The sequence below is a fragment of the Bacillus sp. FSL H7-0578 genome, assembly GCF_038630855.1.
GTDB lineage: Bacteria > Bacillota > Bacilli > Bacillales > Bacillaceae > Bacillus > Bacillus safensis.
The window spans coordinates 2,635,525-2,648,042 of record NZ_CP152045.1 but is presented as its reverse complement, the minus strand read 5'-3'; the positions used below and the strand labels follow the sequence as shown (position 1 = coordinate 2,648,042).

At 42.7% G+C, this 12,518-nt stretch carries 13 protein-coding genes; 9 read left to right on the top strand and 4 right to left on the bottom strand.

The window, feature by feature from the left end:
• Positions 1-75 precede the first annotated feature (75 nt).
• Together MHB41_RS13545 and MHB41_RS13540 are read left to right on the top strand one after the other, a co-directional pair.
• Positions 76-1,698: a polysaccharide biosynthesis protein gene (locus MHB41_RS13545; RefSeq protein WP_340900042.1), complete on the top strand. Its 1,623-nt coding sequence runs from the start codon at positions 76-78 to the stop codon at positions 1,696-1,698.
• A gap of 16 nt (positions 1,699-1,714) precedes the next feature.
• The gene (locus MHB41_RS13540) at positions 1,715-2,431 is read left to right on the top strand and encodes a pseudouridine synthase (protein ID WP_024426193.1); all 717 of its coding nucleotides are present in this window, start codon (positions 1,715-1,717) and stop codon (positions 2,429-2,431) included.
• 277 nt (positions 2,432-2,708) lie between these two features.
• Here the strand turns inward: MHB41_RS13540 and MHB41_RS13535 are convergent, their stop codons facing one another.
• Together MHB41_RS13535 and MHB41_RS13530 are read right to left on the bottom strand one after the other, a co-directional pair.
• Complete coding sequence (locus MHB41_RS13535) at positions 2,709-2,930, bottom strand: DeoR family transcriptional regulator (protein ID WP_008356419.1); 222 nt, start codon at positions 2,928-2,930, stop codon at positions 2,709-2,711.
• 372 nt (positions 2,931-3,302) lie between these two features.
• On the bottom strand, positions 3,303-4,601 hold the full coding sequence (locus tag MHB41_RS13530; protein WP_034279487.1) for an NCS2 family permease: 1,299 nt from the start codon (positions 4,599-4,601) through the stop codon (positions 3,303-3,305).
• A 94-nt stretch (positions 4,602-4,695) separates the two neighbouring features.
• Here MHB41_RS13530 and pepV point away from each other — a divergent pair, with 94 nt between their 5' ends.
• Both pepV and MHB41_RS13520 read left to right on the top strand, forming a co-directional pair.
• Complete coding sequence (gene pepV / locus MHB41_RS13525; protein ID WP_061109493.1) at positions 4,696-6,096, top strand: dipeptidase PepV; 1,401 nt, start codon at positions 4,696-4,698, stop codon at positions 6,094-6,096.
• A 28-nt stretch (positions 6,097-6,124) separates the two neighbouring features.
• On the top strand, positions 6,125-6,751 hold the full coding sequence (locus MHB41_RS13520) for a Type 1 glutamine amidotransferase-like domain-containing protein (RefSeq protein ID WP_061109492.1): 627 nt from the start codon (positions 6,125-6,127) through the stop codon (positions 6,749-6,751).
• Between the two features lie 48 nt (positions 6,752-6,799).
• On the opposite strand, the gene cysK is transcribed toward MHB41_RS13520, so the two are convergent.
• The gene (gene cysK / locus MHB41_RS13515; RefSeq protein ID WP_183002042.1) at positions 6,800-7,732 is read right to left on the bottom strand and encodes a cysteine synthase A; all 933 of its coding nucleotides are present in this window, start codon (positions 7,730-7,732) and stop codon (positions 6,800-6,802) included.
• Between the two features lie 91 nt (positions 7,733-7,823).
• Here cysK and thpR point away from each other — a divergent pair, with 91 nt between their 5' ends.
• The 4 genes from thpR (at position 7,824) to MHB41_RS13495 (ending at position 11,399) form a co-directional block, all read left to right on the top strand.
• Positions 7,824-8,375 carry an RNA 2',3'-cyclic phosphodiesterase gene (gene thpR, locus MHB41_RS13510; protein ID WP_061109490.1) on the top strand — a complete coding sequence of 184 codons (552 nt, stop codon included), beginning with the start codon at positions 7,824-7,826 and terminating at the stop codon, positions 8,373-8,375.
• A gap of 25 nt (positions 8,376-8,400) precedes the next feature.
• Positions 8,401-9,336 (top strand): hypothetical protein, encoded by a 936-nt coding sequence (locus tag MHB41_RS13505; protein WP_024424870.1) that lies wholly within the window; start codon positions 8,401-8,403, stop codon positions 9,334-9,336.
• Between the two features lie 48 nt (positions 9,337-9,384).
• Positions 9,385-10,314, top strand: a complete 930-nt coding sequence (locus MHB41_RS13500; RefSeq protein ID WP_034279500.1) for a YegS/Rv2252/BmrU family lipid kinase — start codon at positions 9,385-9,387, stop codon at positions 10,312-10,314.
• 284 nt (positions 10,315-10,598) lie between these two features.
• Positions 10,599-11,399: a phosphotransferase family protein gene (locus MHB41_RS13495; RefSeq protein ID WP_024424868.1), complete on the top strand. Its 801-nt coding sequence runs from the start codon at positions 10,599-10,601 to the stop codon at positions 11,397-11,399.
• On the opposite strand, the gene MHB41_RS13490 is transcribed toward MHB41_RS13495, so the two are convergent.
• Complete coding sequence (locus MHB41_RS13490; protein WP_024424867.1) at positions 11,396-11,671, bottom strand: YtzH-like family protein; 276 nt, start codon at positions 11,669-11,671, stop codon at positions 11,396-11,398. The genes MHB41_RS13495 and MHB41_RS13490 overlap by 4 nt on opposite strands.
• A gap of 188 nt (positions 11,672-11,859) precedes the next feature.
• Here MHB41_RS13490 and trmB point away from each other — a divergent pair, with 188 nt between their 5' ends.
• The gene (trmB, locus tag MHB41_RS13485) at positions 11,860-12,501 is read left to right on the top strand and encodes a tRNA (guanosine(46)-N7)-methyltransferase TrmB (protein WP_024424866.1); all 642 of its coding nucleotides are present in this window, start codon (positions 11,860-11,862) and stop codon (positions 12,499-12,501) included.
• The last annotated feature ends 17 nt before the right edge of the window (positions 12,502-12,518 follow it).

Sequence of the window (12,518 nt, the reverse complement as noted above, 5' to 3'; positions counted from 1 at the left end):
TTGTTACCTGTGTATTGAATTGATGTGGTAAAATAGTTAAGTTGAATATTCATTAGAAAAATGGTGGTTAAGCGCATGTCTAATAAACTGCTTCGTGGTACGTTGGTTTTAACGATAGGGACGTATCTCTCTCGTATTCTTGGTATGATTTATTTAATTCCATTTAGCGCAATGGTTGGAGCTACTGGTGGTGCGCTATTCCAATATGGATACAATCAGTATACGATCTTTTTAAGTATCGCTACGCTTGGTTTTCCAACAGCGGTATCAAAATTTGTTTCCAAATATAATGCGATCGGCGATTATGAGACAACAAGAAAAATGTTCAGGGCGGGTATGTCGGTCATGCTTGTCACCGGGATGATCGCCTTTTCTATTTTATATTTGTCCGCACCGATTTTTGCCAAGATTCAGCTTGGCGGATCAAATGAAACAGGCGGTTTGACTGTCGATCAAGTAGTATATGTGATTCGAATGGTCAGCTTAGGTCTTTTGGTTGTACCGATCATGAGTCTTGTACGCGGGTTCTTCCAAGGACACTCCATGATGGGACCGACAGCTGTTTCCCAAGTGATTGAACAGCTTGTCAGAATCATCTTCCTATTAACGGCAACGTTTATTATTTTAAAGGTGCTTGACGGCGGGCTTGTCATTGCTGTCGGATATGCAACATTTGCGGCTCTGATCGGTGCATTTGGCGGTTTATTCACGCTTTATTTATATTGGCTGAAGCGGAAGGACAGGCTCTTAGCCATGCAGCCGAATACAGGCGCTCACTCTGATTTATCTTATAAGCAAATGTTTACAGAGCTGTTTAGCTATGCGGCGCCGTATGTGTTTGTTGGACTTGCGATTCCTATTTATTCTTATATCGATACAAACACAATTAACAGAGCCATGATTGCATCCGGACATCAGGATATTAGTACAGCGGTATTGTCCATTGTGACGTTATATTTACCGAAGGTCGTGATGATTCCTGTGTCACTTGCCACAGCGTTTGGCTTAACATTGATTCCGACGATTACGGAATCATTTACAGCACGTAATTACAAGCTGCTCAATAGACAAATTGATCAGACGATGCAAGTCATTTTATTTTTCGTGCTGCCTGCTTCATTTGGTATCTCGGCATTGGCTGGACCGGCTTATTGGTTTTTCTATCCGTCTGTTCATCCTGAGATTGGGATTTCCATTTTGTTCTGGTATGCACCTGTTGCATTATTGTTTTCTTTATTCACCATTAATGCAGCGATTCTGCAAGGGATCAACAAACAAAAATTTGCGATCGTCAGTCTTTTGTTAGGGATCATTATTAAAACGGTTCTGAACATCCCGCTGATCAGCTGGCTGCAAGGAAATGGTTCTGTATTGGCAACAGCATTAGGCTACAGTGCGTCCATCTTGTATATGTTTATCATGATTAAACGCCATGCCGGCTATTCGTTCCGCAGAATTTTCAAACGTTTTATTCTCATTGGTATTTTAACGGCGATCATGGGTGTGGTGGCATATATGACAAGTCAGCTTGTGAACCAAGTGATTTCCTATGAAGGCGGAATTGTACAAGCGGGTATCGTGATTTTGATTTCCACGATCACTGGCGGCGGTGTGTATATGTACTTGTCTTATAAGGTGGGATTACTAGAGCGTGTACTGGGCAGCCGTATGCCGAAATTTTTAAGAAAAAAGAGTTAAGAAGAGGTAGATATTCATGAGGCTTGATAAATTACTTGCTAACAGCGGCTTTGGTTCAAGAAAAGATGTGAAAAAGCTTGTCAAAGCCCGGGCGGTCACAGTGAATGGAGAAGTGGCAAAGCAGGTGAAAGATCATGTTGATCCATCAAATGATGAAGTACTCGTACACGGAGAGCGTGTAGAATATAAAGAATTCATTTACTTAATGATGAACAAGCCAGACGGGGTGATCTCGGCAACTGAAGATCTGCGGGATGAAACGGTTGTTGATTTACTTGAGCCGGAGGATATCGCAAGGGAGCCATTCCCTGTGGGGAGACTGGATAAGGATACGGTCGGTCTCCTTCTCCTCACAAATGATGGACAGCTTGCTCATCAATTACTTTCCCCAAAAAAGCATGTGCCAAAAACGTATGAGGTTCATTTGAAAAATCCTTTAGGAGATCAAGACATTAAGCGTCTTGAAGAGGGCGTTGTCATTTTAGATGATTATCACACGAAGCCGGCGAAGGTGGAAGTAGATGCAAATGAAGAGGAAGATACACGCATCCGTTTGACGATTACTGAAGGGAAGTACCATCAAGTGAAGCTGATGGCGCAAGCGGTGGGAAATGAAGTGATCTTTTTAAAAAGGCTCTCGATGGGGGCTGTCTCTTTAGATGAAGATCTAGCACCTGGAGAGTACCGTGAATTGACGGATGAAGAATTAGACAGCTTAATGAATCGTGAATAACGTAAGAACAAAAGAAAAGAACCGGCATATCGCCGGTTCTTCAGCGTGTAGACAAACCCTCGCATTCTTTGTCAGTCCTGCGCGCTGGTGCTCACGAATGTTAAATTCGCTCCGCGCCAGTGCTCGTTCTTCCTAGACTTCAAAGGTTTTCTATCACGCTGTAAAGAAGACAAAGGGCTAAAATAAAAATCATTTTAGCCCTTCGTCAACAATTTGTAAAAGAAAAGAACCGGCATATCGCCGGTTCTTTTTGTTATATGGACAATTCATTATACGCTTAAGATGATATTTTTACTTTTTTTCTCGTTGTTTCCCATTTGCCTCTGCTTGGACTATGAACAAGATCGTTATAGGCAAGCACGTTTAAGTCTCTTTGAATGGTTCTAGGTGTGATCCCGAATTCATCAACCAGCTCTTGTGTCGTCACAAGACCTTTCTCTTGAATGAACATATAGACTGATTTGATTCGAGTCATCATACGGTTTGTTGAAGGTTTCAAAAAACCACTCCCTATCAATAAGATCGGATGGACTTGACTAACCACAACTTACTACACTAAAACTGCGAAATAAGGACAAGCAACAATGGTAAATGTTCGTGTTTCTTAATGTTTTATTCTATTATACACGTTATTATGCATCTAGTTCCACCAAAAAGTCAACTTTACGTGTTTTTAAACTTGTCTTCATGAAATAAAATATGGTATATATCATGATTTGAATCCGGTTACAACCCAATAATGATAAGGGATGCGATTGGAGCTGACATTTTCAAATGTCCGAAAAATAAACACAGAAAATTTACAAAATAAAAAATTCAGTGAAAAGCAAAAAGACACATTCCATGTGAGGATGTGCCTTTTTTGTTTCTGTTATCCTTCTAAGAAAAAGAGCTGAATGAAAAATAAGACCGCAAAGATGAGAACAAGCACATGTACTTCTCTCCATTTCCCTTTCGCCAATTTCACAAGTGGATATGAAATAAATCCAAGTGAAATCCCGGTAGAGATACTAGAAGTCAGCGGCATCGAAAGAATGACAAGAAAAGCAGGGAATGCTTCGTCTAGTTCGTTCCAGCGAATGCGTGACACTGAGTTCATCATCAAACAGCCAACAATGATTAAAACAGGTGATGTGATGGATGGTAAAGAAGAAATCGCTTGAACGAGCGGGCCAAAAAATAATGCCACAATAAACAGTGCAGCGACCGTTAGAGACGTCAGCCCAGTTCTTCCGCCAGCAGCAACTCCTGATGATGATTCAATATAAGCAGTGGTTGGGCTTGTACCAAACATAGAACCAACCGTCGTTGCAGCCGAGTCAGCGAGCAGGGCTCTGCGCACTTTTGGCAGCTGGCCATTTTTCATTAATCCGGCTTGTTCTGCAACGCCGATCATCGTGCCTGTTGTATCAAAAATCGTCACCAGTAAGAAGGAGAAGACGACGGCATACAAATGATGAGAGAACACGTCACCAAAGGCAGAGATTGGATTTGTAATCAGCATGCCTTCAGGCAGTGCAGGGATGTCCATCAGTGTTTTAGGGAAATGAAGCTGGCCGGTTGCGAGCGCAATCAATGTGGTCGCTAACATACCGATAAACAGTGCACCATTTATTTGCAGAACCATTAAAATAACCGAAATCATTAAGCCGACAAGCGTTAAAATGACAACAGGCGAGCTTAAATTGCCAAGCTTCACAAGGTTTTCTGGATCAGCAGCGATGATCCCAGACTGACGAAGGCCGATGAATGCAATGAAAAGCCCAATTCCTGCTGTAATGCCGTACTTTAAATTATCTGGAATGGCTTGAATCAGTTGTTTTCTAAGGGATGTTAACGATAAAATAATAAAGAGTATACCAGCAACAAATACCGCACTAAACGCTGTTTGATAGCTGATGCCGCCACCGCCGACAACGGTAAAGGTGAAATAGACATTCAGCCCCATGCCTGGTGCAATGGCAATCGGATAGTTTGCAAATAGTGCCATCCAGAGCGTACCGACAACAGCAGCGATGATTGTAGCAGTAAAGACTTGGTCAAAAGGAATACCTGCTTTTGAAAGAATTCCCGGGTTGACGGCAACAATATAGACCATAGTAAAGAATGTCGTCATACCAGCGATGATTTCTTTCTTTATGTTGGTTTGATTTTCTTTTAACTGAAACATAAAATCCTCCATTTACGAACATTATTACAAAACAATTAATATAATATTCGTTTTAAGGGTGGATTGCAACCTTTTTTCAAGGAGGAATGGAAAAATGAATTGGGAAGCTGAAGTAATACGAAAAAAAGACGATTTGATCAAGGACACACAATCTTTTTTACAAATTGAAAGTGTCCTTGATGAAGAAGGCGGCAAAGAAGGAAAGCCATTTGGTGAAAAAGTCGATGATGCCCTGCAGTATATGCTGAAAAAAGGGGAAGACGAAGGCTTCACAGTCAAGAATGTCGACGGCTATGCGGGTCATATTGAATATGGGGAAGGCGATGACATTGTAGGTGTGCTTTGCCATGTGGACGTGGTGCCTGCTGGTGACGGCTGGACAACCCCGCCATTTTCAGCTGACATCAGAGAAAATAAAATCTTTGCACGCGGGGCTATTGATGACAAAGGCCCAACCATGGCGGCATTTTATGCGCTGAAGATCTTAAAAGATTCTGGTCTGCAGCTGTCGAAAAAAATCCGCATGATCATTGGAACAGATGAAGAAAGTGATTGGCGCTGTGTGGATCATTATTTCAAGCATGAGCCAATGCCGCAAATTGGATTTGCACCAGATGCCGATTTTCCGATTATTCATGCGGAAAAAGGGATCATTGATGCGGTTGTGTCATTTACATATCAACAAACAGCGAATCATCCGCGCTATACGCTGAAGCAATTTACATCGGGTATGAGGCTCAATATGGTACCAGATGAGGCAGCTGCTACTGTGACTGCTGCACAGGAACACGATGCTGAATCATTAAAAACAGCCTTCGAAGCCTATCTTGCTGATCATCAATTATCTGGTGAGGTAAAAAGCGCAGCAGATGGACTGCATTTTACATTAAAAGGGGTGTCCGTTCATGCCATGGAGCCGGCGCATGGGACAAATGCGGGCATTCATATGGCGAATTTCTTATGCGGACACGAATTAGATGAGCAGGGACTTGCCTTTACTTCCCAAATCAACGCTTTATTTGATCAAGATACAAGAGGACAAAAGCTGGGAATTGCTTGCAAAGATGAGATTAGTGGAGATTTGACGTTGAATGTTGGGACAATCCGCTTTAAACAGAATGAGGAAGCAAAGCTAGGGTTAAATGTCCGCTATCCAGTAACAGCAGACGGCAAGGACGTCAAAAAAGGAATTGAAAGCATCAAAGGGGCAGCCCTGCTAAAATTCGAAGACAGCCCTCCGCATCACGTCTCAAAAAATCATCCGCTTGTGAAAACCTTGCAGCGGGTATATGAGGAACAAACGGGAGATCCTGCAACCCTTATTGCCATTGGGGGAGGAACGTATGCGAGATCTTTAGAAGCAGGCGTTGCCTTTGGACCTTTATTTCCTGGCAGACCAGACTGCGCCCATCAAAAGGATGAATATATTGAAATTGATGACTTACTGAGAGCAGCTGCTCTTTACGCACAAGCTATGTATGAATTAGCAAAATAGAAATGGAAAAGAGAAGAGGGAATTCATAGTGAAAAAAATGTTCTTATGCTCTTCATTCAAAGACAGCTATTCTCTCTTATCTGACTTTGCGGGTGAATCTTTAAAAGGAAAGCACGTGACTTTCTTTCCAACGGCAAGTGCTGTAGAAGAAGTCACGCACTATGTAGAGGCAGCGAAGGAAGCCTTTCAGCAATTAGGGATGCAGCTTGAGACTGTGCAGATAGATGAACAGTCCGCTGAAGAGATCTCGCAGATGATCAAACAAAATGATGTGATCTACGTGTCAGGAGGCAACACGTTTTATTTATTGCAGGAGTTAAGAAAGCATCGTCTCGATGACGTGTTGAAAGAAGAAATCAACAACGGCAAGCTGTACATCGGAGAGTCTGCTGGGAGTATTATCATGGCACCAAGCATTGAATATATCTCTCTGATGGATGATCAAAAGAAGGCACCGGAGCTTTCATCATATCAAGCTTTCAATGAAATAAGCCGCTATCCAGTACCGCATATGCACAATACCTATTTAGGCGAGGCTGCGCAGCAAATCACAGAGAAGCATCAGCAGACGCTTGATTTATGTCCGCTTACTGATGAACAGGCTTTACTTGTCAGAGGGGAGCAGGCTGAGGTGAAATCTGTCAAAACATCTTAACCGTGAAATGAAGAAAAAGGAACAGGGATTCATCGCCCTGTTCCTTTTTTAATCTTGAAAAACATCACTTGATAAGTATCGTTCGCCCGTATCTGCTGTCATACAGATCACAATTTGATCTGCCGGCAATTGCTTGGCTGTTTCAATGGCTGCATAGCAAGCCGCCCCAGAGGATGGGCCTACTAAAATTCCTTCAAGCTGAGCGAGCTGCCGTGTGATGTGATAAGCATCTTCGTCACTTACCTGAACGATGTCATCATAGACGTGCTCGTTTAAAATATGGGGGATAAATCCTGGGCTTGTGCCAACGAGTTTATGCTTCCCAGGTTTCCCGCCAGATAAGACAGGGGAACCCTTAGGCTCTGCCACACGGATGGTTAAATGAGGGAATGCCTTTTTTAATTCCTCTCCAGTTCCTGTAATAGTACCGCCAGTTCCAGCTGTTGCGACAAAGGCTCCAAGTGGCTGTCCAAGTTGTTTCACAGCTTCCATAATTTCGACTGCTGTTGTTCCTCTATGCGCATCTGGGTTCGCCCTGTTGTCAAATTGCATGGGAATAAAGCTGTGAGGAATTTGAGCAGCCAGTTCCTCAGCCTTACGGATGCAGCCTGGCATTTTTTCTTCTCCTGGGGTTAAGACGACCTGCGCCCCGTATGCCTTCAAAATATTGATTCTTTCCTTTGTCATCGTATCAGGCATGACAAGAATGGCTTTATAGCCTCTTGCGGCGGCATTCATGGCTAAACCAATCCCTGTATTCCCGCTCGTAGGCTCAATAATGGTTGCTCCTTTTGTGAGTTTCCCTTGTTTTTCTGCCTCGACGATCATATTGTAAGCCGCGCGGTCTTTTACACTTCCGCTCGGATTAAATGATTCCAGCTTCAAGTAAACAGCCGCCGCATTTTCTGGCTGAAGCCGCTGTAATTTGACAAGCGGTGTATCGCCAATCAGCTCAGCTATATTTTGTGCAACTTTCATCAGATGACACCCTTTCTTCTCATTCCGCATTTCTTTAGTTATACTATCATCAATGGGGATTCGTAAAGTTTGTTAAAAAAGGACAGGTGATATTGTGTCAGAAAACCGTCATTATTTTATAGGGATTCACATCCCTGAACAACTTGCGCATCAAATCAAACAAGACATTGATCAAAGGAGCGGACTGTTCTTTCAAAAATGGACAGCACCACATGATTATCATGTGACCCTTATCTTTTTAGGCGCCATTCCAGAAGAGCGTTTAAAAAAGATCATTCACCTGCTTGACATCCTTTCAAATGAAGCGTCTGCATTTCCACTAGAGCTGAATGAGGTAGGGCAGTTTGGTGCGAAGGAACGCCCAAGAGTCTTTTTTGCAAAGCCTCATGAAAGTGAGCCGCTCATGCACTTAAGAGAAAAGGTAAAGGAAGCCGTCTTGGCAGCAGGACACCCTGTTGAAAAGAGACCGTTTCATCCGCATATGACGATTGCGCGCAAATGGAATGCGGATGACCCTTATGAAAAGCAAGCACCTTTACGCAAAGAGCCATATGTGATGGAGGTTTCTCGTATCACTTTATTTGAAATACGTCCGAAGGAAACCCCTCGTTATCACGCAGTCAAACAATTTACACTACATAAATGATTCTAGAAGTTGGAGTGAGCAGCAGATGGCGCAAATTATCAAAATTCAAGATTATATATCACGATATGAACAAGACCCGCATCACTACATCAATCAATTCAATCGGTTGAAAAAACAAAGATGGGACGAGTTAAAAAAGGCTTCAAAAGAGGAGGCGCAGCAACCGTTTGATCAAATTCCTCAACAAGCGCCAGAACAAGAGGAAGAAAAGAGAAAGAAATTCTCCTTAAAGAGAAAGCAAAAAGAAGCCGATATGAAAAAGGAACGGGACCTGAGTCTTTTTAACGAGCCGACAGATATAGAGCAAGGGGTTTTCAGAAACGTTCCTACCGATGAAACGAAGCTGATTCACTTTTTTAAGGATCATCTCTTTGAAGTGCAATTAAAATGGGCGAGTTCGACGATTTCCCATATTTCAACCGTTTCCCATCATATTCGGTATGATGAAAAGCTGCGGATGCTTGCAAGGCAGCTTCCGGATTCTTATTTTGTGATGTACAAGCCGGTGCTGCTCATTCAAAAAGCTGAGATGGAATTATGTCCGATACTCATCACGCCGCTCGAAGTGATCTGTTTATCTTTCTTAGAGGCTGAGCCAGACAGCGTCTATATCGGAACGAAGGAACGTTTTTGGGAAAAACGGGCGACTGGGAAAGCTGTTCAGTCCGTCTTGAATCCTTGTGCAAGCCTTTTGCGATCTGGCACCGTCGTGTCAAAGATCTTACAGCAAAGTGGTGTAGACCTTCCTGTGAAAAAAATCCTCATCAGCCGAACCTCTTATATTGATTTACCTGAAGTTCCATATGGGATGGAGGTTATCGATAAGAAGAAGGCAGAAGAGTGGTTTGAAAAGCAGCGGAAAAATACGGCGCCGACAAAGCATCAGCAATTTAAGGCGACAAAGGCATTGCTTGCTTATGGTGAATCAGACAGCAAAAGAAGACAGGAATGGCTCGATTAAAGGCATGATGGAAGGTCACGAAAAATGAGACCTGAGTGGAGCTAATATATGAATGAATGGTACTTTATCGTTAATCCAGAAGCAGGACATGGAAAAGGACTCCGCACATGGAGGAGCATAGAGAAAGAATTACAAAAGGTGGAGGTCTCTTATCGATCATTTCTCACCCAGCATGAAGGCCATGCAGAAGTTTTGGCAAGACAAATCAGTGCCATGCAGGATGACAGGCTGAAGCGCTTGATTGTTATTGGCGGTGACGGCACCATTCATGAAGTACTGAATGGCTTAAAGGAAATCGATCATGTGCAGCTTAGTTTTGTCCCTGCTGGTCATTGGAATGATGCTGCGAAGGGTCTCGGTATCCATCGTCATGATGTCCTAAAAGAAGTGAGAAAGCAAAAGAGAATGCTCACCAAAACATTTTCTCTCGGCTCCTTTCAAGATCATGCCGAAAGTCCGCAATCTGTTCTCTTTCTCAATCATATCGGTGCGGGGTTTGACGCACATGTACTGAGGAAAACGGTGCATTTTAGAGGGAAAAAGTGGCTGAAACGGCTGGGGCTTGGCTTTATCATCTACCCTCTGTCATTTCTCCATTCTTTATGGTCGTTTAAGCCGTTTGATCTTGCGTTATTTATTGAAAATGAGAAGAAAGTCTTTCGCCAAGTGTGGTTTGTGATCGTCTGCAATCACCCGTATTACGGGGGAGGGCTGGAAGCGGCACCGGAAGTGAGTGCGAGGCAGCCAGGTTTTCAAACGTTGGTTGTCACAGATTTGAATCCATTCAAAGTCCTCTTGTTTCTAAGCGCGATGGTGTTCCGAAAGCACCTTGGGATGAAGGGGGTTACCCTGTTTCAGCATGAGGAAGCGTTTTTAGAAGCAGATGAAAAAATCTTATTTCACGCCGATGGAGAAGTGATCGGCGCAACGCCTGTCTTTGTAAAGGCAAGTGAACGATCCTTAAAATTACGTGCTTAAATAACTTGCGGTATATCCTTAGTCAAAGAACCATGAAAAAAGCCTTCTTTTTCGTAAGGTTCTTGTCCTGATTTTTTAGTTTTGCTTGACGAGTATAAGAAGGTAACGATAAAATCTATAGGACGGCTATTGTTTAGCATCTCATTCTCAATAGCTGTCCTTTTTGTTTTTATGATCATATAAATAAAAAAAGAAACAGCCAATTGATCCTCAATCGGCTGAATTTTGTCGACTAAAAAAGCAAGATTTAAAATATTTTAAGAAATGATGGGTTGAAAATTGATATGAACTGGTTGGGACAAATATTAGGTAGCGAATGGCACATCTCTCCGGCTGGAGGCGCTACGGGAGATGCGTACTTCGCAACACACAATGACCAAAAGCTATTTTTAAAACGCAATACGTCACCGTTTCTTGCGGTTTTGTCAGCTGAAGGCATTGTGCCGAAGCTTGTCTGGACAAAACGGATGGAAAATGGAGATGTGATTACTGCACAGCACTGGCTGAGCGGCAGAGAGCTGAAGCCAAAGGACATGAATGATCGTCCTGTAGCAGAGCAGCTAAGAAAAATCCATACATCAAAAGAATTGCTCGATATGCTGAAACGATTAGAGAAGCACTCTCTAGACCCAGAATCCATTCTGATGCATCTGAAACAGTCCATATTAAACGAGCAAATTGATTCACAAGACATTTCGCGTGCCATCCAGTATTTAGAGAAGCATGTGGAGGCTGTCCATTTTGAGGACAAGGTCGTCTGTCATTGCGATCTCAATCATAATAATTGGCTGCTGACAGATGAAAACCAGCTCTATTTGATCGATTGGGATGGGGCGATGATTGCAGACCCAGCGATTGATCTTGGACCGCTTTTATACCATTATGTTGAGGAAGAGAACTGGGAAAGCTGGCTCTCTATGTACGGCGCCCCGCTGACGGACAATTTGCGAAAGCGCATGGCGTGGTACGTGCTCGCTGAAACCGTATCGTTTGTCGTTTGGCATAAACGAAAAGGGAATGAAAAGGCGCAAAAAGAAGTGCAAGCGGAGCTAAATGCACTCTTAAAACGGTTAAACATCCATTAAGACAGTGGAATGTTCTCGACCCACTCAGACAGATGTGATTGATGCTCCTCAATATGTGCATCAATTGAACTGACAGAGGTGCCCTTTTGGCTGTAATCATAAATATCTGTTAACAGCTGACGAATGTCGGCATCCAGATCTTCTTTTGCCAGCATTAATTGAATCACGCGTCCCACCTGTTCATATTCTGCAACAGTCCCGCAGCAATCCAGCTGGTGATCGGTTAAAATATCTTTGATTAATTGAAGCTGATGTTGACGGTTTAAACCCATACAAATGCTCCTTTCCTGCGTGTCATTTATGAGGTTAAACTGTGCATTCAGCGTCCAATTTATACATGCGGCAGACCAGCTCAAGCGAAGGGCTGGTCTTTTTATATGGACATAGAAGATGCTGTCTTGCGGGTCTTTATGTTTCATGGTATCTTGATAAAATGTAAAGAAAATAGAGGTGTATCAAATTGAGAATGCGACATAAACCATGGGCGGATGATTACTTAGCTGAGAATGCTCATATTGCTTTAGCAAGTCCCGAGCAATATAAAGGGAAATGGCATGAGCTGTTTGGAAATGATCATCCAATCCATATCGAAGTTGGGACAGGAAAAGGGAGCTTTATTGCTGGAATGGGCAAGCTTCATCCTGATATCAACTATATTGGCATTGAATTATTTAAAAGTGTTATTGTGACGGCAGTAGATAAAATCAAAGAGACAGATGTTGAAAATGTAAAGCTTTTGAACATCAATGCTGAGACGCTGACAGATGTGTTTGCGGAAAATGAGATTGACCGGGTGTATTTGAATTTCTCTGATCCGTGGCCAAAAGCAAGACACGAAAAGCGCAGATTGACGTTTAAAACCTTTTTAGAGCGATATGAACATATACTCCGTCCAGGCGGTGAGTTACATTTCAAAACAGATAACCGCGGGTTATTTGAATATTCCTTAAAAAGTTTTTCTGCATATGGCCTTCTTTTAACGTATGTCAGCCTAGATTTACATGAGGACGGCTTAGAAGGAAACGTGATGACTGAATATGAAGAGAAATTCTCGTCTATGGGACAACCGATCTATCGATCAGAAGTCAAATTCCCAGAATAACAAGTGATATCAAGCTG